The sequence below is a fragment of the Microbulbifer mixtoriginis (SeqCode) genome, assembly GCF_052468275.1.
Genome location: NZ_CP174341.1, coordinates 3,532,120 through 3,558,942, shown reverse-complemented (window position 1 = coordinate 3,558,942; position 26,823 = coordinate 3,532,120). Strand labels below are relative to the sequence as shown.

Annotated in this window: 28 protein-coding genes and 2 pseudogenes; 27 read left to right on the top strand and 3 right to left on the bottom strand. The window is 44.4% G+C overall.

All coding sequences use genetic code 11. From position 1 onward, the window contains the following. The first annotated feature begins 37 nt into the window (after positions 1 to 37). The 20 genes from ACJJIC_RS15550 to ACJJIC_RS15455 all read left to right on the top strand — a co-directional run bounded on the left by ACJJIC_RS15550 (position 38) and on the right by ACJJIC_RS15455 (position 11,638). Complete coding sequence (locus ACJJIC_RS15550; RefSeq protein WP_445357358.1) at positions 38 to 802, top strand: substrate-binding periplasmic protein; 765 nt, start codon at positions 38 to 40, stop codon at positions 800 to 802. 366 nt (positions 803 to 1,168) lie between these two features. Beyond that, positions 1,169 to 1,996, top strand: a complete 828-nt coding sequence (locus tag ACJJIC_RS15545; protein ID WP_445357357.1) for a hypothetical protein — start codon at positions 1,169 to 1,171, stop codon at positions 1,994 to 1,996. A gap of 143 nt (positions 1,997 to 2,139) precedes the next feature. Then, the gene (locus tag ACJJIC_RS15540; RefSeq protein WP_444890088.1) at positions 2,140 to 2,448 is read left to right on the top strand and encodes a D-Ala-D-Ala carboxypeptidase family metallohydrolase; all 309 of its coding nucleotides are present in this window, start codon (positions 2,140 to 2,142) and stop codon (positions 2,446 to 2,448) included. A gap of 210 nt (positions 2,449 to 2,658) precedes the next feature. Continuing rightward, positions 2,659 to 3,141, top strand: a complete 483-nt coding sequence (locus tag ACJJIC_RS15535) for a YcxB family protein (protein ID WP_445357356.1) — start codon at positions 2,659 to 2,661, stop codon at positions 3,139 to 3,141. A 242-nt stretch (positions 3,142 to 3,383) separates the two neighbouring features. After that, positions 3,384 to 3,623, top strand: coding sequence for a hypothetical protein (locus ACJJIC_RS15530; RefSeq protein ID WP_445357355.1), 240 nt, complete (start codon positions 3,384 to 3,386; stop codon positions 3,621 to 3,623). Then, positions 3,608 to 3,820 carry a holin gene (locus ACJJIC_RS15525; protein ID WP_445357898.1) on the top strand — a complete coding sequence of 71 codons (213 nt, stop codon included), beginning with the start codon at positions 3,608 to 3,610 and terminating at the stop codon, positions 3,818 to 3,820. Before ACJJIC_RS15530 ends, ACJJIC_RS15525 begins: the two co-directional genes overlap by 16 nt. Before the next feature lie 19 nt (positions 3,821 to 3,839). After that, on the top strand, positions 3,840 to 4,133 hold the full coding sequence (locus tag ACJJIC_RS15520; RefSeq protein WP_445357354.1) for a hypothetical protein: 294 nt from the start codon (positions 3,840 to 3,842) through the stop codon (positions 4,131 to 4,133). A gap of 97 nt (positions 4,134 to 4,230) precedes the next feature. After that, on the top strand, positions 4,231 to 4,557 hold the full coding sequence (locus tag ACJJIC_RS15515; protein WP_445357353.1) for a hypothetical protein: 327 nt from the start codon (positions 4,231 to 4,233) through the stop codon (positions 4,555 to 4,557). 86 nt (positions 4,558 to 4,643) lie between these two features. After that, on the top strand, positions 4,644 to 5,165 hold the full coding sequence (locus ACJJIC_RS15510; RefSeq protein ID WP_444909367.1) for a hypothetical protein: 522 nt from the start codon (positions 4,644 to 4,646) through the stop codon (positions 5,163 to 5,165). A 95-nt stretch (positions 5,166 to 5,260) separates the two neighbouring features. Beyond that, positions 5,261 to 5,779 carry a phage terminase large subunit family protein gene (locus ACJJIC_RS15505; RefSeq protein WP_444909368.1) on the top strand — a complete coding sequence of 173 codons (519 nt, stop codon included), beginning with the start codon at positions 5,261 to 5,263 and terminating at the stop codon, positions 5,777 to 5,779. A 113-nt stretch (positions 5,780 to 5,892) separates the two neighbouring features. Further along, complete coding sequence (locus ACJJIC_RS15500; protein ID WP_445357352.1) at positions 5,893 to 6,060, top strand: hypothetical protein; 168 nt, start codon at positions 5,893 to 5,895, stop codon at positions 6,058 to 6,060. Next, positions 6,060 to 6,410: a DUF2460 domain-containing protein gene (locus ACJJIC_RS15495; protein ID WP_444909369.1), complete on the top strand. Its 351-nt coding sequence runs from the start codon at positions 6,060 to 6,062 to the stop codon at positions 6,408 to 6,410. Before ACJJIC_RS15500 ends, ACJJIC_RS15495 begins: the two co-directional genes overlap by 1 nt. Positions 6,411 to 6,439: 29 nt before the next feature. Then, complete coding sequence (locus ACJJIC_RS15490; RefSeq protein WP_445357351.1) at positions 6,440 to 6,904, top strand: hypothetical protein; 465 nt, start codon at positions 6,440 to 6,442, stop codon at positions 6,902 to 6,904. 109 nt (positions 6,905 to 7,013) lie between these two features. Beyond that, positions 7,014 to 7,442: a phage tail protein gene (locus ACJJIC_RS15485; protein WP_444909371.1), complete on the top strand. Its 429-nt coding sequence runs from the start codon at positions 7,014 to 7,016 to the stop codon at positions 7,440 to 7,442. A gap of 28 nt (positions 7,443 to 7,470) precedes the next feature. Next, entirely contained in the window at positions 7,471 to 7,644 is a 174-nt protein-coding gene (locus tag ACJJIC_RS15480; RefSeq protein WP_444909372.1) for a hypothetical protein, read from the top strand. 58 nt (positions 7,645 to 7,702) lie between these two features. After that, complete coding sequence (locus ACJJIC_RS15475; RefSeq protein WP_444911014.1) at positions 7,703 to 8,170, top strand: GTA baseplate fiber-binding domain-containing protein; 468 nt, start codon at positions 7,703 to 7,705, stop codon at positions 8,168 to 8,170. A gap of 2 nt (positions 8,171 to 8,172) precedes the next feature. Further along, positions 8,173 to 8,295 (top strand): hypothetical protein, encoded by a 123-nt coding sequence (locus tag ACJJIC_RS15470; protein ID WP_444909373.1) that lies wholly within the window; start codon positions 8,173 to 8,175, stop codon positions 8,293 to 8,295. 16 nt (positions 8,296 to 8,311) lie between these two features. Continuing rightward, the gene (locus ACJJIC_RS15465; protein ID WP_444909374.1) at positions 8,312 to 8,629 is read left to right on the top strand and encodes a DUF2793 domain-containing protein; all 318 of its coding nucleotides are present in this window, start codon (positions 8,312 to 8,314) and stop codon (positions 8,627 to 8,629) included. A gap of 445 nt (positions 8,630 to 9,074) precedes the next feature. After that, positions 9,075 to 9,545: a hypothetical protein gene (locus ACJJIC_RS15460; RefSeq protein ID WP_444909375.1), complete on the top strand. Its 471-nt coding sequence runs from the start codon at positions 9,075 to 9,077 to the stop codon at positions 9,543 to 9,545. Positions 9,546 to 9,940: 395 nt separating this feature from the next. Next, positions 9,941 to 11,638 (top strand): hypothetical protein, encoded by a 1,698-nt coding sequence (locus tag ACJJIC_RS15455; protein WP_445357350.1) that lies wholly within the window; start codon positions 9,941 to 9,943, stop codon positions 11,636 to 11,638. Positions 11,639 to 12,595: 957 nt separating this feature from the next. Here the strand turns inward: ACJJIC_RS15455 and ACJJIC_RS15450 are convergent. Beyond that, positions 12,596 to 12,814 (bottom strand): annotated as a pseudogene (locus ACJJIC_RS15450) (DNA-processing protein DprA); the annotation flags it as partial. An 889-nt stretch (positions 12,815 to 13,703) separates the two neighbouring features. Between ACJJIC_RS15450 and ACJJIC_RS15445 the strand changes: the two are divergent. The 3 genes and pseudogenes from ACJJIC_RS15445 to ACJJIC_RS15435 all read left to right on the top strand — a co-directional run. Then, positions 13,704 to 14,243, top strand: coding sequence for a hypothetical protein (locus ACJJIC_RS15445; RefSeq protein WP_445357349.1), 540 nt, complete (start codon positions 13,704 to 13,706; stop codon positions 14,241 to 14,243). Between the two features lie 30 nt (positions 14,244 to 14,273). Further along, positions 14,274 to 14,885: an IS30 family transposase gene (locus ACJJIC_RS15440; RefSeq protein WP_445357897.1), complete on the top strand. Its 612-nt coding sequence runs from the start codon at positions 14,274 to 14,276 to the stop codon at positions 14,883 to 14,885. Positions 14,886 to 14,897: 12 nt separating this feature from the next. Further along, a pseudogene (locus ACJJIC_RS15435) lies at positions 14,898 to 15,774 on the top strand (IS3 family transposase); the annotation flags it as partial. Positions 15,775 to 16,527: 753 nt separating this feature from the next. Here ACJJIC_RS15435 and ACJJIC_RS15430 read toward each other — a convergent pair. Then, entirely contained in the window at positions 16,528 to 18,993 is a 2,466-nt protein-coding gene (locus tag ACJJIC_RS15430) for a glycosyltransferase (RefSeq protein ID WP_445357348.1), read from the bottom strand. A 464-nt stretch (positions 18,994 to 19,457) separates the two neighbouring features. On the opposite strand from ACJJIC_RS15430, the gene ACJJIC_RS15425 reads away from it, so the two are divergent. The 3 genes from ACJJIC_RS15425 to ACJJIC_RS15415 all read left to right on the top strand — a co-directional run bounded on the left by ACJJIC_RS15425 (position 19,458) and on the right by ACJJIC_RS15415 (position 23,524). Continuing rightward, complete coding sequence (locus ACJJIC_RS15425; RefSeq protein ID WP_445357347.1) at positions 19,458 to 19,592, top strand: hypothetical protein; 135 nt, start codon at positions 19,458 to 19,460, stop codon at positions 19,590 to 19,592. A 2,360-nt stretch (positions 19,593 to 21,952) separates the two neighbouring features. Continuing rightward, positions 21,953 to 22,783, top strand: coding sequence for a glycerophosphodiester phosphodiesterase family protein (locus ACJJIC_RS15420; RefSeq protein ID WP_445357346.1), 831 nt, complete (start codon positions 21,953 to 21,955; stop codon positions 22,781 to 22,783). A 345-nt stretch (positions 22,784 to 23,128) separates the two neighbouring features. Then, entirely contained in the window at positions 23,129 to 23,524 is a 396-nt protein-coding gene (locus ACJJIC_RS15415; RefSeq protein ID WP_444884573.1) for a universal stress protein, read from the top strand. A gap of 180 nt (positions 23,525 to 23,704) precedes the next feature. Here the strand turns inward: ACJJIC_RS15415 and nhaA are convergent, their stop codons facing one another. Beyond that, complete coding sequence (nhaA, locus tag ACJJIC_RS15410; protein WP_445357345.1) at positions 23,705 to 25,156, bottom strand: Na+/H+ antiporter NhaA; 1,452 nt, start codon at positions 25,154 to 25,156, stop codon at positions 23,705 to 23,707. 993 nt (positions 25,157 to 26,149) lie between these two features. On the opposite strand from nhaA, the gene cysC reads away from it, so the two are divergent. Continuing rightward, positions 26,150 to 26,779 (top strand): adenylyl-sulfate kinase, encoded by a 630-nt coding sequence (gene cysC, locus ACJJIC_RS15405; RefSeq protein ID WP_444886443.1) that lies wholly within the window; start codon positions 26,150 to 26,152, stop codon positions 26,777 to 26,779. Positions 26,780 to 26,823 lie beyond the last annotated feature (44 nt).

Here is a 26,823-nt window from a genome sequence, read left to right as displayed (position 1 = left end):
AAGTATTAAGAATTTCCTGCTATTAAGGAGTTTTACTATGCGAAACAAGACCTTAAAGCTGCTAGTCTTGTTCCCATTATTGCTTGGGTTACCTTTATTCGCTAATACGTCGGAGTTAAAGGTCGCTATAGCTAATGATGCACCTCCTTATGTTGCTGATAACGCGAAGAGCGGGCTCGAAGTCGAAATAATCCAGCAGTCATTACCTGGGTATTCAATAAAATTCTTGCAGATGGGTTGGGGGGATATTCAAAATGCTATTAAAAATGGCATAGCAGATGCTGAGACAAATGTGTATGAGCATGGTGAGACGGGTGGCCATTTTTTCTCAAAGAAATATGTTGGATTTGTTAATTACGCAATTAGCCGCAAGAGTGAAGATATTAAAATAGATAATGTGAACGACCTTGTAGGGCACCATGTCATTGCCTGGAAGGGGGCTCACCTGGATCTAGGGCTAGAATTTGAGCGCCTTTTCTCGCCTGGAGGGGCAGGTAGCAAAAATTATGTTGAGATACAGGATTCACGAGATCAGGTCCGGGATTTCTGGCAGAACGAAGATTCTATTGCCATTATCGATAAGAGTATTTTTGCTCACTTCTCCATGAAACAGGGGCACTCAATGGATGAGGTGGATACTCATAAAGTCTTTTTACCGGTTTCGAAATTTAAAATGGCGTTTAAGGATGAAAAGACTAGAGATGAGTTCAATAAAGGGCTGGCCCGTCTTTGTTCTACAGGTGAATATGCAAAGCTTCTTAGGAAACATGGCATTTCGGAAAAAGCGAATATCTGCGAATGAGCTGGTGATCTAGATGCTATTAGAGGCTTTTAGGATTTATTGGCACGCTAATTTCTACTCTGTGCATATATAAAACTGTATTTATTGACAGCTAGCCATCAAAAGAATAATCTTGGGCAAGCTGTCGAGTTGTATGTATAGCGACCGATCATCCTTTCTTAAACCGGCCCCTAAGCCGGTTTTTTGTGTTTATTATTTAATAAGCTTTACTGTCGTTGATAAGCTTCTGTAGGCTTTAACTCATACTTTATATATTTTTTGATTAGATTTTTCGAAAAGTGTGATCAGGTGCTGAGTTTTGATGTATGTTATAAGGTTCACTTTCTCTTCAAACGGTTAACTCAATTTATTTTTCAGTGAATTTTTATGTTTTTAAGAAATACCATTAAAACAGTGGCTGTCTCTGTGGCTCTATTTGCCTTCGGTGCGCAAGCTAAAACGTTCAAGTATGAACTTCAAGATCTACATTCATCTAACGGTGAAATACAGTACCCTGGCCTAAACTTGAATGGTGCTAGTTCTGTGATTTTGACTGTTGATCAAGCGGATCATTCAGTGCCCGCAATGCTAACTTCGTTAGAAATTAATTTTCCTCATGCGCCCGGTCTGTCAGTAAGTAATTTCAAAGAAGATGATCAAGGTTGGAGATTTTATTCTACCGTCGATGATGTTTGGGTGTATCGTCAGCTTGATATTGCAGTAGATGGTTTCAATGCTGGAAATCCAAATAATGCAATGGTTCACATTGAAGGCTTTGTCTCTGAAGCTGAAAATTTTATTGGGGAAGAGCGTTCACTAAATTTTGAGCAAAGACTATTTTCTGTTCATGGACAATTAGTTGAAGTTACTCCAAGCAAAGTTGTTGATGTTAAATCGTTTACAGTTGATGGCAGTCAGGTTGAGTTGTCGCTTAAAGATAATCCAGCTGTTGATCCAAATTCAAGCAATGGTGATATGGCATTTGTTATCGAATTGCTGTGGTTTGGAGAAGGGAAAGAAGTTTTTCATTTTTACGCACCCTACGGCGATGAGTCAAAGTTTTTTGAGGCATACAAGCTAGAAGTCTCAGCAATGCCTGGGCCTGATGGTGATGAAACAGCTGTCAGTATTAAAGCTAAAGACGCGCAAGGTATGGAGTTTGAAACACATCATATTTATCTTAAAGATATGCTGAGGGAAGCTTACGAGCTTTAATCGCATCCTTATTTTTGATTTAAGCTTTAAGATACGCTGTTTATTTAAAACAGTTAAAAAGTATTAGTAAAATCGTTCTGTAGCGACACTAATTTTCAAAAATTAACCCGCACTGTGCGGGTTTTTTTATTTCTGGTGCTTCCATGTTTGATAATGACTATTTCACAGAGTTGGAATTGGCCTGTCGTTGTTGTGGCAAAAATTATTTCAAAGATGAAACGCTCAGGCGCCTGATCCAAGTTAGAGAGCGCTTTGGCAAGCCGATGATTATTAACTCCGGTTACCGCTGCCCAGTTCATAACGCTCGATTAAACGCCACCATGACCCATACCACCGGGCAGGCTATTGATGTTCAGGTGGCGTCAGGCAGGGTCTACCGGTTAATTAAAATCACCCAGGAGGAAGGTTTCACCGTTATAGGGGTATGGCAAAAGGGGGCATTCAAAAGGTGATTCCTTCACCTGGATGACCTTGAATCAATGCCGGGCGAGCGTACCCGCCCTACAGTCTTAAGTTACTAGCCGTCCCGCTGAAGTGTATAAAATTTGTCCGGCAGTCTGATTTGAAAGATTACTTTGGAAAACTGACGCGGAATTGCTTCCGAGGCAGTGATCAGGATAATAGTGGTCAAGATCATCAGTATATAAATGTTAGCAATAAGTATGAATAAAATCGAAGTTAAGATAACACCCGATGATTACTATCATTCCCAATGGGTTCATCAGAAGCTTAGTGTAAGCAAATTTTTTATCATTACGCTTTTAACAGTATGGCTTGCCTATTTTTTATATAGTGCTTTAAACGTTGAATTATCAATCGCCGTTGGTAGTGCCTCTGGCTGGCTACTTTGGTATTTTGGCTATTATTTGGTCTATCTGCGCTACAAGTGTAATAAAATTTATCGGCAGCAAAAGAGCTTAAATCTTCCAGCTCAATTCGAATGGAATCGTGAGGGCATTAACGCAATTAACGAAAGAGGGGTAGTAAAAATCAAATGGTCAGACTATGTCAAGTGGCGAGAAAGCAAGCGGATTATCATGCTTTATCAGTCAGATTTGATTTTTAACATTATTCCTAAATCATCATTTGAAAACACAGACCAGGAAAATGACTTTTTATCAAATCTGCAAAGCATCAGCAGCTAATAAGACTAAGCACAACCGACCACTTCTTTATTATTTTGGGCTGACACCTTTTTGGTACTTCTGCGTTTTGGGAGTATAAATAAGCTACCTTACGATTGTTGTCTCTAGCAGGTACCTAACCATATAAACCGGCCACTGAGCCGGTTTTTTTACGTAAGGCATTCCCAGGTAAGACAGAAGCCAACCGCTTAAAGGCGCAGGTGGATTCAAAGTTAATCTCAATGGACCTGAAGGAGTTGAGAGTGGCTACCCAGGTAATCACTGCAGAAGCTGGAGGAGAGTCATGGCTACAAAGAAACTGGCGGCCAGTAACAATGCTTACGTTCGTGGGGCTGACCGTCTTTCATTGGTTGGGGTGGACAGCGCTAAACCTCAGCGAGAACCAGACTCTCGCCCTTCTGGAAATAGTAAAAATCGGCCTCGGTGGTTATGTAGTGGGGCGCAGCGTTGAGAAGGCAACTATTGCCTGGAAGCAGTCATAACACTTCAGGATGCTCTGAGAGAAATAGCGGATAAGGCTGGCTATACGACTGCTATTGGTGCTGGAGCTTTCGCGGGTTGGCTCGCAAACAACTGGCTTGGCTTTGCTGGTGTACTGATAGCTGCAGCAGGTTTAATGATTAATTGGTATTACAACCACAACCACAACCACAACCACAACCACAACCACAAGCGCTAGAAGCTGCAGGGCGGGGACGATGGGCGTTAGTGTAAAGCTGGATACTTCAAAGTTTGATCAAGCATCTGCTGAATTAAAAAAGCAATTACCTTATGCTAGTTCTGTCGTACTCAATACTGTGGCGTTACGAATCCGGGGAGAAGAGGGTGCAGCTATAGGGCGTGTATTTACAAACCCAGTAAAGTTAACGCTGAACTCCGTATTGGTAAAGAAAGCCACGAAGCGTTCAGGTATTGCCAAAGTCTTTATCCGTGATCAGGTTTCCAACGGTACTGCACCCGGAGATACCTGGCCCCGTCGGTCATGGATGTGAACCGGAACGACAAGTGCTTTGAGCGAGCCCTTTGGCATATGGGTGTTCACTGCTGGTATGTATGTGGTGCATGGCAAGGCGGCGAGATTAAACAAGCATGGAAATATCTCGGTCGGAACCTATAAAAAAATCCTGGCTGAATTACGGGGTAACCCTGGCTCTACAAGTGGGGCAGGTAGTGCGCAGGGTAAAAACGGTAAATATTTCGTTGGCAAAGTTGGATGGTGTCTTAGGCGTTTGGAAGAGGGCAGGCGGCAAACGCCGGCCAACGGTTAAGCCCACCCTGATTTTCCTCAAGGGAAAACCTGACTACCGCAAGCGATTCCCTTTCCTCCGTATTGCTGAAGGCATAGCGCGGCGTCATCTGCCGATTGAACTGGATAAGGCCATGGACCATGCAATTGCGACCGCAAAAAGACGTTGAACGGGTCTTCCTGAGGGGGCCAACACACGGGTGATTCGGACCCCGCTTTTTTAACAGATATCTGAAATTTCCTAGGGGGTTATACCTTGGCTGGTGATATCTCTCTTGATGATCAGGCCACTCAATTGGGCTTTGCTCGCTTGGTTGGCGCTACTCAACCGGCTATTGCCAAACACTACAAAGCAGGGCTTTTTACTGTAGGTGCCAGCTTCAGAGTTTGGCTTCATGAATATTGCGAGCGTCTGCGAACCGAGGCCGCTGGCCGCCAGGCGAATGAGGCCCGCAACCGCCGCGATATGGCGCAGGCAGTTGAATCTGAGGCGAATGCACAGCTGAAGATGCGCGAGCTGTACAAGCAGGATCAGCTGATTGTCGATATTGAGTCCGTACGTAAAGCGATGGTGGAGTGGTCCACCATTGGCAAGAATGAATTTTTAGGAGCGGTGGAAAGCATCGTTATTGCTATCGAGAGCCAGCATGCCATTACCATCGATCGCGAACCCCTACAGCCAAACATTGACGCTGCCCTCAAAGCTATTGGCAGTTACGAGATTGAATCTGAAGAGGCTGGTGGAGGAAGTACGCCAGGCCTGGATACCGCAGCCTAAAATCCCGCTGATCGAGTGGTTGCCGGACAATATCAAACTGCCGTCGGAAGATAGCGATAACGCTGGTTATTACCGCAATGATTTTCTGGGGTGTCATGCACGCACTGGATAATCCACTGTCGTGGATGGTGGTGATGCAGAAGGCCGCGCAGATCGGCTGGACGGTATTGCTGGCCACGGATATCTGCAAGGTCGCCGTCACCGACCTGGCCCACATCCTGATGCTGTTTCCCAAGGATGAAAAAGGCCGGCTGTTTATGGATGAAAAGCTGGTGCCGATTATCGAGGGGTCACCAGCTGTTAATCGGGTGATCGATGTCACCACCAGTCGCAAAGGCGGTAGCCGCTCAACGCGGAAGAAATTCCCCGGTGGTGAGGTGCGCACCATTGGCTCCAACTCCATCTCCAATGTGAAATCCACCACAGCCCGTCGGGGCTATGTGGAGGAGCCGGACGATACCAACAAAGACGTTGGCGATCAGGGCGATTTCATTCGCCACCTGCGGGAACGCCTCAAGCGCATGCGCAATAAGAAATTGGCACACCGGCCGTTGCAGACCTTTCCCAGGTGGAGCACTACACCAAACTTGACACCATGCGCGTGCTGCCGGTGACCTGTCACGATTGCGGTGAGTCTCATGTACTGGATTGAGAAAACGTCAGCTGGCTGGAAAAAGAAGGCGGTACACCGCATCCGGTGTTCGGCCTGCACCAACCAGAAACCGCAGTGTATACGTGCCCGGAATGTGGCAGCGCCTGGGATGATTACCGCCGCCCGGTTTTCATGACGCAGAATATTCGTGTTGATGGCAAGGTAAATAATCGCACTTCCACGCAGCTTGCCCGCGAGAGCGAACGCAAACAACGGATTAACCGCAGGAGGCTGGGATCTTAATGTTTAATGAAAGTCGCCTGCTGGAAAAAGTGGCCTACGGCTCCGGATACGACCACCGCTATAAAACCGATATTAAAGAATTACGCAGCGGAGTAGAGCGCCGCAATGCCGAATGGGAGCGCCCGCTGGGCCGTTACTCGGTGCTGTTTAAAAATCTGGATTATGCGGATCATCAAATCGTGGCCGCTGCTCATCATGCCTGCATGGGTGCCCTGATTGGTTTTCGTTTTAAAGACGCCAGCGATCTTGAAGCGGAGCGGGAAGTGATTGGCTTTGGCAGCGGCAATAGCGAGAGCTACCAGCTGGTAAAAAATATGTATTCGGTGCTTTTTCCTATCAGCGGAAAATAGCGAAGCCGGTGAACGGCCGGGTAACCATTATGCTCAACCTTACCCTAACCCACAGCTGGGCGCGGGTCATGGAGGATGGCAAAGCCATCGTATTGGATTCCCTGCAGGTGCGGGCCAGCACGGTGATCACCGGAGCCAATATCACCGAGGTCAGACTGGCGTTTGACCAGAATATGCGCCCGGTGATTGCCTATGTGGAAGCCGGCACGGCCAAACTGTACTGGTATGACAGCAGCCTGGGCACCCAGGCAACAATAACCGTTGCGGGCTTTGTTACCCTGAGAGTCTCCCTGGACGATAAGCACTGCCCCCAGACCGGCGCTAGCGATGTGATTTTTGCCCATTTAAAAAGTGGCAACCTGGATTACTGCCAACAGCGCGACCGCTATAGCAATGAGTATTTACCGGCTAGCAATGTGAATAGCCCCTGCCTGGTAAAAATTGGTATGAATCGGCAATTCCGCTTGCAGTTTTTACTCAAAAGCCCTGAATAAAACCCCGAATAAAATCCTATGCCTTATCCCCTCGATGCCGTGGTTGCAAAGATCTGCGAGCGCGCCGGCCTGCCGTTTGGCAAATTCGATACCACCCTGCTGGAGGGGTATGTCTCGGGGGATGCAGGTCAGCAACGAAGCCCCCAAGTTCGAGCATATTCAGGAGTTGGCCAAGGCGTTCTTTTTTGACCCGGTCAATTGCGGTGATTCATTGGTATTTACCCCGCGCGGCGCCGAACCGGTGATGACCATCGATGAAAAAGATTTGATCGGCGATAGCGACGACGAGAAAACCCGCCGCTCCCCCGAGGAGATTGTGCGGGTGCTCAATCTAAACTATTACGACGCTGATGGTGGTATCGATACTTGTAAGCAGACCTGTGATCGTAGCATCGATACTCGCGGCGAGGGCGAGAAAAATATAGAGACCCAGCTGGTACTGGAGGCCGACCAGGCCGCACAGATCACCGTGATTACGTATAAGGTGATGATCGAAGAGCAGCGCGGCGAGTTTGAAATTACCCTGCCGGATAATTAAGCTCACCCCGGCGATGTGGTGCTGTTCAGTGGGGATCGCTGCCGTATCCCTGGATAACGGAGAGCAGAAGTACAAACTGATCCACGACCGCAAAAGCGCCTATCAATCTCAGGCCTTCGGCGTAGCTCCTATGGCACCGCCGGCCCCGGTGCCACTGGTGCTGGGCTTTACCACTATCGAATTTTCGACGCGCCCATACTGACCAGCGGTGACGACAGCCAGCTGGGCTATTACGTCCTGATTGCCGGCAGCAACAGCGCCTGTACGATACCAGCGACGCGCTGGAAAACTGCACCTTCTCGGATCTGCTCAACCGCCAGAATAGGGCACTGATCGGCGATGAAATCGCCAGCTTTGGCGAGGCCGAAGAAATCAGCCCCGGCTTGTGGGAGATCGGTTACTTCTTGCGTGGGCGCCTTGGCACCACGTCAGCCAATCACCCGGCGGGCACGTGCTTTGTTTTACTCGAGCGCAACACCCTGAATTACATTCCCACCGAGCGCTACAACCTCGGCCAGACACTCACCTTCCGCGCCACCAGTGTTGGCAGCGGCAAAGAGACAACCACCAGCGGCACTTTCAATGGGGCCAGCCATGCCGAGCCAGCACCGGCCAATCTCAATGCGCACCGCGCAAATGGCCAGCTGGTAATTCAATGGCTCGGAGTAGGCGCCTCGGTGGCCGCGCTACTTACGACCAATCGCAATACTTCACTAGCTAAAGGGTAACGGTGAATGCCCAAAGCACAGACACCACCGCCACCACAATCACCATTGCAGACCCAGTAACTATTCAGGTCAGCCCGCTAAACAGCATCACCGGCCCAGGCCCGGCCGCACAGATCAGCGTATAAGCAGGAACCAAACCCCATGAGCAACACACCTAACAACGGTATCCCCTACGCCCAGGAAGGCACCCTAGACCCCGCCGTCAGCCTAAACCAAGCACTGGATACCGCAGACACACTGCTACAGCTGGAAATGCTGGCCATACAGAACGATCCACCGGGCTCTGCCAGCGATGGTGATCGCTACCTAGTCGCTACCGGCACTGGCGTTTGGGCCGGCAAAGACGGCCAGCTCGCCCTCTATGTCGCAGACCCAGGCTACTGGCAATTTTTCCCCGCAAAAGTGGCCCTGAATAAAGCGGCTGGCAAATTGGTAACCGCCCCGCGACCTTGCCGGTGATTACGGGCAGTACAAGCAACGATTTGGCTGGGGTGCTTACGCAGATGTTGGGGGCGTTAAATATTATTTACTGGGATAGCCAGGTAATTTAGTTTTTGTATTTAGTTGGTACGTCTAAAGGGGAAAAAATTTTGGTGGGGCAGGAAAGGGTGAAATATAATGCTTCGAACAGTTTCAGGTCGGTAATTCTGGGGTCTGTAGATTTATAAAGATATAGACCTTATCTTATCAGGATTTGACTCAAGAAAACTGTTCGAAGTAAGTTGTGTTTCATAATGTATGTAATGGATTTTAATTTTGAAAAAACTGACTGCAAATTCCCCTCTGCATAAGGCTGTGTTGAAAAAATCTATTGGTGGTATCACTTTAATCTGCACATCGGCATTGGCTCAGGCAGGCACAATCAGTAAGAAAAATAGATCTGGGTGAGCCGTTCCCTTTCAGGATGGAAGATGGAATTGAGTACGAGGTGGATTTAGATGTTGGCTATCGATTCGATAGCATTGAAGAAGTTTGTATTAAAACTGAAGCTAAAGAAGGATATGCCTCCTCGTCAATTTTGGGTGTAAAAGGTGAGCCTGTGCCCGGCTTTGTATCTATGGGTATAAGGTTTGGGATAGGCATTGTTTATTCCACTGATGACCCAACTCCGGAAAATCCAAATCTAGTGCCACAGATGGGAAATATCAGTATATGTGAAGGTGAAAATAGCATATTAGCGAAAAATTTTCTCGATGGAGAAGGTAAGTTTACATTTAATGTGTCCGGTGGTTATGTAGATTTTTGGGACTTTGAGTTGGTTATTGAAGGTAATACCTCTGACACTCAGTTGGTGATCGTGCTTGATGAATCTGCTGAATTTTCAGTTCTTTCTACGGAGGAAGAGTCAATTATGATGCGAGTATTCGTAATTTAGACTCTTCGAAATCATTGGTTACATTTGAGCAGTGGAGTGTACTCACTCTTCCCAACGGGGATAATTATCCCACTCATAAATCACGGGATGTTGTGTTAAATTATTCTGAGGCGAAGGACTACACTCGAAACTATCTAACGATACTAGAGTGGTTTGAGGCCGGAGATTACGAGTTAACCTGGTATGTCACGGATCCAAGTACCGGCGTTCGGGTGAAAGACAGTCTGTATTTCACTAAAAGTGTGGGCTAAGTTTTAAACTATCGGCAGGCTGGGGTGCCCTTGTGTCCTAGCCATCCCTTTATCAACCCAAAGGCCTTGCTTTATAAGGGCTGAGTTATAAAAAACTGTCCGAAATGTTGTTGTGTCTCATATTGTATTTAATGGAATGTGATTTTGAAAAAATTGGCTAATAAGTATCCTCAGTACAGAGCTGTGTTAAAAAATTCTATCGGTAGTATCACATTAATCTGTGCATCGACATTGGTTCAGGCAGAAACCATAAATACAAAAATTGATCTAGGTGGGCCCTTTCCTAGCAGGTTGGAAGATGGAGCTAAGCACGAGCTGGGCTTTGCGGGAGAGCAGGTTGCTCCCCCGGGCCTCGATTTTAATTACTTTCCGAGTGAGTTTATTATTGGAGAATCTACGGTAGGGCGCTGGAGCTCATCTAATGCTACAGAGTGCCATAATTCATCTGGCACTAAGCTCTCTCTAGTCGGTTCTTGGACAAATACACCTATTTCAGTTGGTCTTAGATCATCGACAATTACATGTACTGGTCCGGGAGGGAGTGTCACCAAAACTGCTATTTATACAGTGTTACCCTATCCTGAGCCGACTCTAAACTTTTCTTATACTCCCAGAGAAATTTTTATCGGTGAATATACTTTAGGAACTTGGGCCTCTAATTCTGCATCAGAATGCCACAATTCATCTGGAACAAATTTAGATTTGAGTGGTTCATGGGAAAACATACCAAAGAGGGTTGGCTTAGGAAGCTCTACTATTATCTGTACTGGATCAAGTGGAAGTGTGACTCAAACTGCACTTTATAATGTGGTAGATCTACTGAGTAAAGACTACTACTATGATCAGCTATTAAAGCTTAAGCCAGAGTCTTTTAAAGACACTATTACTAATAGTGTAATTCCTATGTATTCCAATATGCCTGCAATAGACGGTTTAGTTGAAATGTACCAGGCCACAGGAGATAAAAAATTAATACGACATGCACTAGATATAAGCTTAGCATACCAGAATAATGGGTACGATTTCGATGGTGATGGTTATTTGGATTGGAGTAGTGATCTTATTCCACAAGGTTACAGCCATGGCCACTATGAATGGCGAGCGGCTATGGGGATTGCCATTGTTGCAGCTAGGGTATTAACCGATCCTGCTTTATCTAGTGATCCGCTGATGAAGTCAGATGCTGAAAATTTGGTCAATTTTGTTGAGACTCATGTCTGGGATAAATGGGAGAAAAGCGAAAAATACAAAGGGAGACTGAGTAATATTAGAGTTACTCACTTTGTAGGGCGTGTGGGTATGATAGCACTTTCTTTATATCAAACATCACTCAGTGAATCTCGAAAAAAGGAATATAAAAACTTCATTGAGGTAAAAGGTAGACAGTTAAAGGATTCGTTAGAGTTGCACGGCAATGCATATGATATACGCTGTTATATGAATCCTATAGCTGACTGTAGCTCAGAAAAATTACCCGTGGACGGCACTATTGATGTAGGTCATGCTGGTGATACAGTCAATTTTATTATAGCAAGCTACCAGCATAATTTTGTTTTTGAGCTACAAGATTTGTCAAGGCTGGCTAACGCTGTTAAATATAATATATGGAACGGGGAAACTCGTAATGATGTGCTTGGGCATGTCTTTAATGATAATGTTGATGGTAGCGCAGTGGGCAATATAATTGTAGGTAGGAATCAAGGAGCTTGGGTAAAATTATCTAAATACGATGCGGAGTTAAAAAGTATATATCGGATTTGGAGTAGCTTTGATTCAAACCTATACCCCAATGTTGCTACAAAAGCTCAAGTTTATGGTGCGATAGCCAATACTTTGGATTAAATCAGGCCCCTTCTTTTTTAACTGCTCAATTCTATGGCTTGGGGCTATTTGGCTAAACTGGATTAAATAGCCCCTTTAATTGTTCATTAGGAGTAAAAGTCTATATTTTTTTCCCCAAGCCACCTCTTATGCGATTTCTCAAAATAACAATGAGGGATCGTTATGCGTTTATTAGTTTCTAGCCACCTTGGTTAACTTTCTCGAAACCAAAGAAGAATACGGTTATGACAGCCATGAGTGGCTACCGAAGTGGTCCGACTATGACGGTGATTGCTAGAGCACTCGTCATGAGCTTCTGGTGCAATTCTACCTGGCTACGGTCAGCTTTATCAACGCGAAAGGTTGCATGGTAGATACTGGCTCGTTGCTAGATCCGTACACCGGCAACTTTTACGCCCAGGCCTCGACCTGAATGTTGAACACATCGCCCCACTTTCCTCGCGAATGAAGACGGTGGGCCAATTGGGCAGTAGAGCTAAAGCGGCAGCTTGCCGAAGACCCTTAGAGCCTTTAGTTAGTCGACGACGAGTGGACCCAAAGCAAGGGCAGTAGGGGCCCGGATGAGAGGATGCCGCCCTATGAGCCCATCCTGGTTATCTTTGTACAGCGCTTTATAGCGATCGTGGCGAAGTATGGGAGCTCAGTTACTTGCTTTCTTAGAAGCGTGGGGAGTTACAGTTATAAATGATCGTGGTCTCACTTGGTCCTTAAGGCTGTTGCCTTCTCATCATCGATGAGCTTCATTGAGCCTAGTGAATTCTCAAGGTTATGAAAGGAAACGGTAAATAGTTGGTGAAGGGCCTGCAGGCAGAAGTCTATATGCTTAATAGTTCCACTTGGTGTTGCAGAATCCACGATAACAGAGGATTGAGGCATACCAGCTTGAATTCTATAAAGAAGTGTCTTTAGGGAGGCGCACCTTCAGGGTGTTCGGATACCAGAGGCCGCCAGTCTTAATTATATTATCGCCCGCTTATATTTTTCCTGAGGGTTTGCAGTATACAGGTCATGGGCAAGTACAGCAATAGTGTCTCTCCCGGTTGCCAGTGTGCATTCATGAGCTGTGGCATCAATCCCCATGGCCAGCCCGCTTATGAAAATATTGCCTTTAGAGGTGATATAGTCCGCGATTCTTCGAGCAATCTTCAGATCGTTTGCAGAAGCGTTTCGAGACCCAAAAAAAGCAACGTCTGACTAACCTAATAGGCTGACATTGCCACTCTCATACAGTATTGACATCGGTTTGGCAGCAGCCTTTCAGTCTATTGCAATGAATTTCTGATGGTAATCACATCATTTATTAATACCATCTTTTTACCTGAGACTATCGAATCGCCAGCTACTGAGGACTTGGTGCACGATACCCGCCTTTATGAAGAGAGGAGATGCTAGATATTCTTTGAGGCAGGTTTTCGCTGTTGGAAATCTCTCTTTTAGAGACCTAATCAATGACCCACAGCCCTTGTGAGTTTTGCCAGCGTATTGCAATACTGAATCGGGTGCCACCTGGTAAATTCGTTTTCACCTTAGCTTCTAAATGATCAGTAAAGATTGTTTTGAATTTAAGGTCACCATTTTTGAAATTAAGTAGTTGTACACTCGCCCCAATATGTTTGGGGTTGCCCCCCCCCCACGCGCGATATGGATGGAATTCAAAAAGATATTCTACCGGCATGCCAAATATTTGTAATGCTTTACATCTTAGTGAATTTTAATCGCAAATATACTGTGGAAATTTAACTCATAAAATCTGGATTGTTTTTGGTTGATTTTCTAATTAAATGCGGTTTTGTTTTTTGTTCTTAATCTGTGGTGTGATTGTCTATCGCGCCTTGGGACGTTGGATTTTTTAGAGTGGGGGTAGTAAATATTGTTCTTAATGGAGTGGGCTTTCCAGTTGCTTTGTATTGGAGTGATCATGTTGATTTTTTTGTACTGTCGTACAAAAAGCTATAAAAACTTCATGAAAGAAAAGTTGTTTTTTTTGGGGTGTGAAATTGGTTTTATTTTTTTATTGTCTGTGTGTTCTTCGTGCTCGCTTTTAAAGTGTTAAGTGAATTTGTTGATGAATGGAATAATTAAAATCATCTTTATGGTATTAGGGTTAACAATCTCCTCGGCTGTTTTTTCTGCAATATGTACTACAAATGGGTATGGTCCAAGTAGCTACCCTAAGGGTAGTGAATACCCTGCTGTGGGTGTGACGACAAATTTTTATCTAGACGCCCATCGTTTTTATCATAGTGGGAAAAGTGCACTTTTCCCAACTTCGACCGGCTATGGAGCAAGTGATTATTATAATTATCAGGACTTCAGGTGGAGGGCTAAAGAGCCAATAATATTTACCACCAGAGGCCCACACTGGGTCACGGTTTTAGATCCTTTGTCAGGCAAAACAATTTGTAATGATGTTTTGGTTCAAAATAAACCCGTAATGAATTTGCTTTCTTTTGGCTCATCTAATAGAACGGCTAAATTAAGCTGTACGGTAGATGAATATTCAAGATTTGCCAGAGAAAACAAGGCTATGCAATCATCTTTCGATGGAGGTCTGATTTCTATGGAACCACTGGTAGTGCTGGAGGAGTTACTATCAATGGCCTAAGTGGCACTGTCACTGGGAATATATCGCTCCCTGGTGGCCGATGACTCTATCAAATTGAAGCTGTCCTTTCAGATGGAGTTTATACTGCGTCGGTCACGTAAAGGCGAGCGCGGTACTATCAACATCGTCAACGGTACATCGATAAGGGAGCGTCCTCAGGAGATACAAGAACGATGTGTTTTAGGTCATTGGGAGGGTGACTTAGTGTCAGGTTCAAATAACACTCATATTGCCACGCTTGTTGATCGAAAATCGCGGTATACGATCATTCTTAAGTTGAAAGGGAAAGATGCGAATTCTGTGAAGCAGGCGCTTGTTGCTAAGTTTAAAAAACTGCCAAAAGAGCTTTGCCAATCACTGACGTGGGACCGAGGAATGGAGCTGGTGAAGCACGCTGAATTTACGGAAAAGACAGGTGTTCCTGTCTTCTTCTGCGATCCTCAGAGCCTCTGGCAAAGGGGAACGAATGAGAATACCAACAGCTTAATCCGCCAGTACTTTCCAAAAAAGACATGCTTGGCGCAGCATACTCAGAGGAAACTCAATCAAGTTGCTAACGAGCTTAATAGCAGGCCAAGAAAAACACTGAACTTTGCGACACCAAAGCAGGTTATTAAACAGGGTGTTGCCTTGACAGGTTGAACCTACAACCGCTCTCTTGATCTCCGACGAGATAAATCGTACGCGCTGATAGACCTGTTGAGTGAGCTGGAGCTCGTGGAACTGGCCTGCAAAGCGTTTGAAACACCTCGATGATACTACTACGAATACAGGAAAAAAAGAACTCTGTTTATGTACCCAGAATGCAGCTCCGCTCCAAAGTCGTTGCAGTCTTCGAGCGCAGCCGTAGCTCTGCAGGAAGTCGTACAGTCGTAGGTTTGCTTTATGAGCAAGGGATATCAATCGGACGCTTTAAAGTCCGAAGACTAATGTGTGAGGCCGCCTTAGTGTGTAAACAACCTGATCCTCATAAGAATAAGAGAGCAATAGTCGAGGACTTAGATATATCGATTGAACTTGACCGCAAGTTTAATGTTGAGAAGCCCAATCAAGTTTGGTGTGGTGACATTACCTATATCTGGGCTGTTTCAAGCTGGTGTTACATAGATTTACACTCTCGCCGTATCGTTGGATGGGCCTCTCAGGGAAACCAGATGCCACACTAACAATAAAGTCACTGGAAATGGCCTGGGAGCAGCTAGGAAAGCCTAATGGGGTTATGTTCCACTCAGATCAAGGCAGTCAGTATACTAGCCATCAGTTCCGCCAACGGCTGTGGCGCTACCGAATGACCCAGAGCATGAGTCGACGTGGAAATTGCTGGGATAATGCACCAATGGAAAGACTGTTTCGGAGTCTGAAAAGTGAATGGATACCCTCTCTCGGTTACACCTCTATCACAGAAGCAAGCCGAGACATCAGCCATTACTTGATGACTTACTACAACTAGGAGTTTCCCCAACAACACAATGACGGATTATCGCCTGCAAAAGCGGAAGAAAAACTTAACTTACTGTTCGGAAATAGTTGACCACTACAATACACCATTACTGAATGTAGGCCAATAACGTTGGTTATAGTAGTCGTATCTACTTTCAGTTGATTGGTGAGAGCTGCCACTCTAACTTTGAACTCTGTTGAGTATCCAATAACACGTTCTTCGCTCAATATTTTCGGCATTTTCTCCTACCTTGTTCAAAAGGTAGGTGTCTACTCTATAGGGGAAGGTTTCCACTGGTAATTCCACCCCAGAGGTAAATCAGGTTGGGGCGGGTAATCATATAGCCGGTTCTTTGGGTCAATAGTCGGTATCTACAGGTGCCAATGTGGCCGATTGTGAAGCCCGCTTTGTTTGGTGTCAGTGGGTAATGTGCTTTGATTGGGGGAGGGCAGGAGGGAGAAGACACCCTGACTGAAGTAACTGCCGATTGGCTTTCGGAAGTACCTGATGCTTGCAGCGGGTTACACATACCTGTAACCCGGATTGCAAACAGTCCAAGCTCTCGTTCGAAGTATCTACGACTATCGGGGAGGTCAAACTCACTTTGTTGAGAAGCGGCAGAGCAGGTGAAGTAGCCTTTTGTTGAACAACGTAGTAGCTCGACTTCCGCGTTTAGTATGGTGTTCAAGGCTACTTCAGTGGATCAATGCGGACGATATTGTTCAATTCCTTTGCCCTATCTTTCTCGCCCACAATCAGCCCCCTCCCGCTCAATAAATGCGGGTGGAATCTTTCTCAAAAGTAAATGTGCGAAAGATATTCGACGTCATTAAAGGCAATTCATTAAATTATCTCTCTGCGAGAAATAAAGCCCAACAGTTTTCTTTTGACAAATGAAAGCCTTCTATTTTTTTGTAATTTACTCTCAAGTTCCTTAATTTTTAAGCCTCTCTCAGCTTTTTCTTTGTAGGTCTTTTGGAGTTTCGCATTTATTTCTGATTTTTCTTTGTAGGTTCGTTGAAGTTTCGCGTTTATTTCTGACTTTTCTCTACGAGCAATATTAACTGTCTGCTCATTTCTTTTATTTTTATTTATTTCTGTGGAAATACTTTGGGTGTGAAAAATTGAAATTTGTTCAATCAAATTTTTGTTGAAGGGTGTAGATTTACTTTGTGGGGTAACATTATTCTGCAGGTTGCTAAATAGCAACTCCCATTTAGCTAATAGATTGAGCTTTTCATAATTGGAAAAGCTATCCTTCAATAAAGAACTATTTTTGTTCCAGTATTCTTCTTCGCTTAGCAGTTTGCAAATCTTATCAGCGGCCCCTTTCGCGTCCAATTGAGGGACGGTCTCCCACCCTTCTAGCATGTTGTAATACTCGAGCCATGGAAGGTCATACATTACGGTGGGTAATCCGAGGCTTGCACTTTCAAACAAGGTTAGCCCAAAGCCTTCATAAATAGAGGTCATCAAGAAGACAGATGAACTTGAATAGTGCATACCAACGTCTTTATGGTAGCCAGCTATATTTATATTTTTTTCCAGGTTTTTTTGAGATATTACGTTTCTTAAATTGCTTATAATTTTTTCATCGCCATCTCCAACAATATTGCAGATGGCATCAGGGTGCTCTTTTACCACGTGCTCCATTATTGATACTACTTCTAAGGGCTTTTTTTCGTCCGAAATCCTAGAAAGCCAAAGAATCCGTTTTCTATTGGGGACAAACTTCGCACTTGTATCATTGAACTTTTGAATGGGGTTAGGGATGAGGTAAGTATTTTTGTTAAAGTTTGACCAAATTGTTTCATCGTACTCGGTTAAGGTAATTACGCCATCTGAAATAGAAAAAGAATTAAATATTTCACTGACTTTATTTTTTACCTTGTAGATAATGGCGAAAAAACTATGTGTATGATTAATGTAAGCTGGTCGCTTTGGGTGGGACTTGATGGTTAACATATCCCATAGGCTTGCGGGGCTCAACCATGCGGAGTTAAGTACAATATCAACGTCATATTTGTCAATAATATTTACCCAGGCCTCAGCCCGCTTAGCGTAATTTTCTTTTTGGGGGAATAATTTTATATCTGTGATAACCTCTCTATTAACTCGTGGAGAGATGTGGAATTCATCGTTGGCTTGTGGTTGATCGGTTACTAGAACCACATTATATTTATATTTCTGGTTGATTTGAGCATCCGCAAATAGATTACACAAATGCGCTACCACTCTTTGGGCCCCTCCACCCCGTACGGAATGGTAGTAAAGTACAATATTCTCTATTTTTCGTGGTATATGCTCAAGCTCCGAAAAGTCTTTAAGGTATGATGATACTTCACCTCTATTGTACCATTTATTTCTCGCTAAAGCTGCCATAATAAAAGGAAACCCTTTATTCCAGGCCGCATTCATTACACGAAGGCCAGAATGTTTTTCATCTTTTGGCAGGTTAGTATACCATCTTCCGATTTGCTCATTAATAAAGTTATTTTCTATTATATCGAAAACAGAATTGTATTTCTCAATAATACGGTCGTCTTCAGAATTAATACTTTCCCTGATTTTGTTTAACACCAATACAGATTTGCAGTGCAGTGTAAAATTTTCTATATCCATGATTGGTTTACCTGTCATCCCCAGGCCAAACCGATAATGATATAAATTGTCATTGATTCCAGAGTAACTGCCTGCCTGTTTCAGAATATAAAAAGCTGCGTATAGGTCGTTTGCTTTGGGGAAATAACCATCTGAAACTTCTGAAAATGCTTTACGGCAAACGGCTCCGCTATAAATTTTATTCCATAAAGTAAAGCTAAACTTCTTTTGTAAAAAACAGTTTTCAATTAAGTTACTTGAAATGGTTTTCTCAGTAAATGGCTGCACCAACCTCTGATTATAATCTATCCTAGATTGCGGTAAGTTGCCGCAATTTTCAATGACAGTCCCGAAGTGTAGGATGTCAGTACCATTTTTCTTTATTGCATTGTAAGCAACTTCACATGCCGTTGGTTCAATATAATCATCTGCATCTACAAACATTATATATTCACCCGTGGATGAAAGGACGCCATCTTTTCTGCATTGAGAGGCAGAGAGGTTTTTATCATGCTTAATGGCCGTGATGATATCTGGGTGTTTTTTTACATACTCATCCAAGATTTCAACACTATTATCTTCGGACTTGTCATCAATACATATAATCTCGATGTCTGAAATTGTCTGACTAATTACGCTATCAAGGCAGTGTTGGAGGTGTTCTGAGTTATTGTAGATCGGAATAACTATTGAAACTTTCTTAGGCACTATTCTCTCGCTATGTACGTATACTACATTTATTTGTTGATTTATAAATTTGACCGACGTTTCCAGGATTGAAGAACGCCGGCGACCCTTCCCAGCTCGTTTGTGACTATTGAGTTCCCAGAATTTCAGGGCTATACCTTAATATGTGCAGAGCCGGCTCATGGCGTCTATTTTCGCCTATCCTATGGCCCCAAAGCAACTTTGGGGTTAGCCCAAAAAGTCAAGGCACAATAGTCACAATTGGGCTTTAAGGGGTGGGGGCGGCCAGCATGTCACTTTTTGAAAAGGTTGCTCATTGCATTTAAATGCACAGTGTGGGTTTCACCACAAAACAGGTCACAAGGGGCCTGTACCAAAATAACTTAGGTAGGAGCTCGCAAGTTGCGCTTTATCGTTGTGAACGGATGGTGCGGTATGTGCTTGAACGGCGCCAACCAGTTGGATCAAGTTGTTAGAGCATTTGCATGAGTGTGCAGAGGATGCGTAAGTGGATCGCCCAACAGGTTCAACTGATCTGGAATATCCGTCGTTGTGCTCTAGGGGTTGTGCGGGGGCGGCTATGTAAGGAAGGCAGCGATCCGCTTTCGCCAAAAGTATAGATTGAGCGCACAAGAGGTAATTGCCAAGCTCAATCCTGCTCGGTTCCTGGCCGCTAGCCGGAGAGCTTTTGTGCCTAGCTGCCAATAAATTGTGCCAGCTTGAAGGGCTTGGTCACCGCATAACTTGCAATTCTAAGCACTCCCAAGGACTGCACTGGTATTATCTTCATGTGAACATTGATAATGCGATCTGCCTGGAAAACGTCGAGGTCTTACTTGGAGAGCTTCATCCCTTCGCCCCCGGCTTTTTTACTTATTTCGCAGCCGGGGTATCGTAGTGGAAGTGGACTAGGTGATGGCAGGCAAACGCTCCAGTTTAGTTATAGTGCGAAACGATTACGAAATATCTTATGGTTACTAAGGATTAAGCACGTATACCCTCGATCCTATACCACAAGAACTAATGGAAAGGCTAAGCACTTAATCCAAACCCATCTATGGGCCGAATTCACACTATTCCATCCGAATCCTCAAAAGCCCGAGAAAATGATCTACCCCGATGGTTGTGGTACTGCAATAATAAAGCATCCATGTCGTTATCTGCAATCAAATTTCAATACAAGCCCTAACGAAACAACCCGATTATATTCTAGGTCCAACGTGACTAGGGGTGGGTTGACAATCAAGGCGGCCCGTGATAATGCCATATGGGCAGGATGGTAGGTAGTCTGTCCTGGATGACATTGGTTACTTAACTCTTTGAGCCGGGGCTTTTGATGGTTTTGTCTACAATTGGCCTTTATCAAGCAGGGAAGAGCACGCAGCACGATAAGCAGAAGCTTCGAACGCACCAAAACACTTTGGCAAGCACGCTCTTGGGCGGCTCCAAGGAGTGTTCAACACTGAATAGTCTCCTGAAGAGGCTTTTAAGTCTTCTCACTAGATCGGTTATTCCGATAACTTTGACCTGATGACCCTACCACATGGGCCTTGAGTTATGAAAAGACTACTTCAATGAGGTTCTGAGTCGGGCTGTAGGGTTGGGGGAGTATATGCATTTTGCTGTGAGAGGGTTTATCCAGCTATACGACGAGCGTGAAAATCCATAATAGTAGCCAGCTAACACCAGCTAACACCAGCTAACACCAGCTTGAGCCGGCTCAGATATAAATAATGCCACAGCACCAAACTTGATTGAGTTTCACTGCATTAAACTGGCGGTCAAGTGCATTCTGTTTATCCATTTAGTAAGAGGCTATGCTCTTTTATGCTTGTGAGCACCAGGTTGTTTAAACACCAAGTCGACCTCACACATTAGTCTTCGGGCTTTAAAGCGTCATTGATATCTCTTGCTCGTAAAGCAAGCCTATGACTATATGATTCTCTGGAGAGCTACGGATGGGCCCAAAGACTTCAATGACCTTGGATTGGAGCTGTATTCTGGGTGCGTTAATGGAGCTACTCCTTCACCTATATTCGTAGTGGCATGGGCGAGGCATTGGGAGTACTTTGCAGTGCAGCTTCACTAATTTCTGATCACTCAATCGGCCCGTTAGCGCGCACGACACACCCCATCGGACATTAAGAGAGTGGTAGTTTTTAGTGTCTCCATGTCCCTTTCCGGGTAATTGATACGGGTTTCAAGCTCTAGATTGCTCTGTAATAAACGCTTTACATGTGGGGTCTCTCTACACGGCTCTGCCCCTAGTGCTTCGCCCAGTCAGGAATAGCTCATGTAACAACATCAAGCGCCCGGGTTGCCTCAGCGATTAAATAGCCCTGATTTGCTACCAGGTGGACAGCATTTATTTTAATTTGAGAGAAAAGAATCGATGTTGTCTACCCATTGGGCGCCTCTATTGTCGGTGGCAACTTTACCACCTTAATTGGTGTCCGGGTTTAGTGGATCACCGCAGGATATCCTCACAGAGGTGAGAGGCGGGGTAGCAATGTAGTCTTAAGAGCGAGTGATTTCATCTCTTTTATGGCCCTTTAGCTCGTGAAGTAATACCACTCCAGCTGATATCCTTATCTCAGCGGTACGTCACCTTAACCAAGCTGGTTTTTTCTCTGCTCTTTTGGAGTGTTGCAAGGCCTAATGCCGCTAGAAGGCACTCACTGTGATTTTTTGCAGGGTAACTTGTAATAAGGCGCCTAAATTTTCATGAATTTTCATGACTATTTTCATCAGAAGTACTATGGCGGCGATGGAGAATAGAAACTTATGCGCTGGAACCGATAGTTGGTTAAAATTGTACTTGTGCAGATTTAAAGTGGAGGCTTTAGCTTAAAGTTTGTCAATTATATTTGGTTTGGATAAGGTCTAACGTTTTGATGTTGATATAGGTGCGCTAATTTTTCTAGGGGGAAATTTGGTTGTTTTCAAGGATTTCCTTTGGCATAAAATGAGAGTCAAATTAATGAAAGCAATTATTAAAGTGGCGGTCTGCTGGGTTTTATCTGTTGGGTTTTTTAATCAGGCATTTTCTATTGAGATTCTTGCACATAGGGGGGCATCTGGTGAATATCCTCAAAGTACAAGGCTAGCGTTTGATAGAGCACTGGATCAAGGTGCCGATATATTAGAGTTAGATGTTCATCTGTCGAAAGACTATTTTGTCATCATTAATCATGATTCAGACCTAAAGGATAATGTTGGGATATCTGAAAAAATTGCGGATTTGACGCTGGGTGAAATTAAAACCCTTGATGCTGGTCACGAATTCACATTAGATAATGGCAATAGCTACCCTTTTAGGGGGCAAGGACTCACTCTGTTAACTCTCAATGAATTGTTTGAGCGTTACCCGGATGGCTATTTTAATATAGAGATTAAGCCCAATGATAAGACTCTTTCTGAGACTCTTTGGCAAGTCATTGCAGATTACCGTATGGAGCAGCAAGTTACTGTTGCTAGCCAGCATAGTAAAGCTATGAAGCACTTCCGTGAACTTAGCGGGGGTCAGGTTAGAACCAGCGCAACTATAGGTGAGCTTATCGAAGCAAGTCTTGCTTGGAGTACGGGTTTTGGCTGGGCTTTTCAGCCCAAGTTTGATGTTGCACAATTGCCATATAGTATTACGACCAAGCCCTATGTGCGCTTTTTTCAGAGAAAAGGAGTGGCTGTGGACCTTTGGACAGTGAACAATGAAGACCATATTGAGCGCAGTATATCATTGGGTGTAGATGGGATTATTGGCGATTATCCAGGCCGAATTTATCGAGCGCTTGTTGATGCTGGTGAGCGTTAACTGATCACTTTATTTTTAAAGGCTATGGAATATTGAAATGTAATAAATTTTAAAGTGAATTGGGACCTTATTGTGTTTTGGGTGCTCTAGTGATACTAAGTTGCTTCCAAGGTGACTTCTTTGAGCCCCGATTCCTAATGAATTAAGTTCCTTCCTGTTTGAATAGTTTGGATCCATTTGCAAATACAGAGGTGCCGTATGAGTAGGCTGGAAATTGATGTATTTGGATTTTTCTGGGTGCTTAGGAGGGGATTTCTGTGTGACAATGAATCTAGTAGTTGGCGTTTTTTGTTGATCGGCTGTTTTTAGTAGTGTTTAGTTATGATAATAAGGGGAGGGGGTTAGATGTATAAAACAATTCTTTGCGCTATAGAGGCTTCCAAAGAAGGGCGCTTTGTGCTTTCTAGGGCCGTAGAACTTTCAAGGCAGCATGAAAGTAAGTTAATCGTATTAAATGTGCTTCCCTACAGTTTTTTGCCTAAGGATTATCAGCGAGAGCTTAAAGAGGATGCTATTCCGAAGTTTGAGGAGATAGTTTCAGATTTCGGTATCTCTAAGAAAAATAGACTCCTGAAAGTAGGCAAGCCCTATGAGGTGATTTGCAAGGAGGCTGAAAAAAGAAGTGTAGATTTAATCGTGCTCGGGACTCACTCTAAGAAAGGTATAAGCTCTCTAATAGGCTCTACGGCAAATAGTATCGTAAATTATGCTCATTGTGATGTGACTTTGGTGCGGATTTAATTGACGCTGAACTTATTTTTTGTTGTTAGTTGAGTTATTCGATACCAAGCCTAGCCGGTGCTGTTATCTAAGTAATCGTTATGTGAGTAAATCTTAGCCGAGTAACAATTGATTATAGTTACTCGGCTCAGGCTGTACAATTTAAAGCGGAAATTTTAGGCCTACCACAAATCTACTCTGCTACGAGACGGAATGAGGCGGCAGTCCAGAATTTGAGCTCTCGGCTTCCTCTGCTTCCTTGAATTCATCCTCTTGCTCTGCAGAGATGGGTGCATTGCGTAGAACTAGGAAGCCGGCAACTCCGGCGATTACAGAAGCTAGTAGGATACCGGCTTTCGCCTGCACCAGAAGTTCGTACTGGGAGCTAAATGCCAGCTCGGCTATAAAGATAGACATAGTAAAGCCAATGCCGGCGAGTAATGCCACACCTACGATATGCTGAAAGTTCGCAGCCTTGGGTAGCTTGCCCCAGCCAAGTTTCCAGCCAATCCAAGTTGCGCCTACAATGCCAATTAGCTTGCCAACAACCAAGCCGCTAATGACCCCAAGTGTTACTGGGTTGAGTACCGCTGCTGAACTACTAAAGCTATCGAAAGGGATGCCTGCATTAGCCAGTGCGAAAATTGGAATTACTATAAAGCCCACCGGGATATGTAAACGGGTTTCCATACGCTGTAGGGGGGACTGAGCTAGATTTACACCGTTACCCAAGGCCATTACACGTGCATGGAGAGCATCGTTTGCAATGATCTTATCACCGGGGCGAAAGTATCGATCGAAGCTGCGGATAATATCTTTAACAAAGGTGCTGAACGCTACGGGATCATACTTTGGCTTGGCAGGTAGTGCCATTGCCGTAATTACGCCTGCTAGAGTGGCATGGACGCCTGCCTTGTAAAGTCCGTACCAGAGCAAAATACCGGTAAAGACGTAGGCAGAGGAGCGGCGAACCCCGGCGGCATTGAGTAAGCCCATGATTGCAACTAGAAATCCGGAGGCCATTAAAGCGGTAGTGTTCACTTGCTCTGTATACCAAATAGCAATTACAAGAATTGCTCCTAGGTCATCTACAATGGCTAGGGCTACCAGAAAAGTTACTACAGCCCTTGGTACTCTGTTTCCTAGTAATGCTATACAGCCCACGGCAAAAGCGATATCAGTAGCCATAGGGATACCCCAACCGCGTTCTGCGATGTCGCCACTGTTTAGGGAGCTATAAATCAAGGCTGGAACTACCATGCCGCCAACCGCTGCCATTACGGGCAGGACTGCTTGGCGTAGATCTGAAAGCTCTCCAACTAAAAATTCACGTTTAAGTTCTAACCCTACCAAGAAAAAGAAGATGGCCATTAGGCCATCATTAATCCAATGATGTAGTGATAAAGAAAGCACCCAGTCACCAGTGCCAATGCTGACTGGCATGTGCAGCAGGTGCTTGTAAGCATCCTGTAGGGGGGAGTTGGCAACAATCAGTGCAACCATTGCAGAGAACATCAGTAAGATACCACTGCTGCTTTGGCGATGGATAAATTCTTCAAAAGGTGTAACCAGGCGGCCAAAGGCCTCCTCTAGCGGTGCCTCAAAGACTTTTCCTTTACGAATTTTGAATCTATCCAGAACACTTTTTGCCATCGGCTAATTGCCTCCTTTTATAAAGCTAAGCCCCACTAAATGCAGGGCTATTTCATGCCTATTCAGACCAGAGGTTATCATGGTCATAGTGTCATTTTCTATATTTGACGTGTTTTATTGAGCAGGGTATAACTGGGTTTAGTTTTGAAAATAGGGGGAGAGACAGGCATATCTTGTTTGCGAGTAGGCACTAAGTAAGCACAAATTTATATGCATGATATTGCTTACATATGTAATTGGAGAGTGAAGCATGGCACATACAAAAAGATAATCTCCCTTTCGAATATCAGCTAATTATTAAAGGGCTTATCCCACCTTATAACTTTTTAGGGTTACTTGTTAGCTAACTCTCTGATAGGTTGTGACATAGTCCTTATGTGGCACTTCTATATGCGGAATGCGGATTATATTTAAAGGTATAGTTGTATATGCTTGCATAATGCCATTAGATGAAGCAATGCTAGAATCATAGCGTAATATTCAATTGTTTATATGTGTTATAACTGCAATATAGAGCGCAGTGAGATAATACTGCGTGATATGCTTTAATTGCTATTTGGTTAATACTGATTGTTGTTTAATGAAGCTTATTTGAAAGTGCACAGTATTGAGGCATTGAATTTATGATGCTCTCAATAGAATTGTAATCATTATCAAATTTAGGTTGAATCTATTTGCTGGCCCACAACAGTCAATGGAAAAATAGTCTCTACTTCTCGACCAGGGAAAAGGCGCTTTTCCTAAGGGTTTAATACCTCAAATTTTCTCTTTTTGGTGCCAATGTTCTTTCTTGAGGTCGAAATTTAGAATTAAGTGGCCAGAGGTACTTATGCACATCCACCACTATATGTGGTTGAATATGCTATAAGCAAAGTCTTTACGCTAATGCTTCAAATGCCTGATAATTGGCCGTCTAGCCTCTGGGGGGGTGGTTTCCTGTGAACCTCTCACTGAAGAGGGAATAGGAATTGAATCAAAATCTTGGAGTGATCGGTGACGACAACAGTTGAACGCAAGGCGACCAATGTACATTGGCATGATGGCGATGTAACTCGTGACAACAGGGCCAGTATTCTTGGTCACAAAGGCGTGACCCTTTGGTTCACCGGCCTGTCGGGTTCCGGCAAGAGCACGGTAGCAGTAGCAGTTGAGAAGGCTTTGGCTGCGCGTGGTGTCCTGAGCTATCGCTTGGATGGTGACAATATACGTCTGGGTATCAACTCCAATCTAGGCTTTTCTGCTGAAGATCGCCAAGAAAATATCCGTCGTGTAGGTGAGATTTCTAAACTGTTTGCGGACACTGGGATTGTGGTTCTCAGTAGCTTTATTAGTCCATATCGAGAAGATCGCGATATGGTTAGAAAGATGCATGAGGATGGCAATCTGCCTTATTTGGAGGTGTTTGTAGACTGTCCACTGGAGGAGGCAGAATCTCGTGACCCTAAAGGCCTTTATAAAAAGGCTCGTGCGGGTGAAATTAAGGGTTTTACTGGAATTGATGACCCTTATGAAGCGCCTATTTCCCCCGAGTTGCGTCTCAATACGGCAGAAATGACCTTAGAGCAAGAGGTGGAAGTAATTATTTCTACCCTGCAAGAGAAAGGTCTTATTGCCAAGGATTAAGCTGACTTTTTTGAGGCATACTATAAGGGAAGCCTGATGGGCTT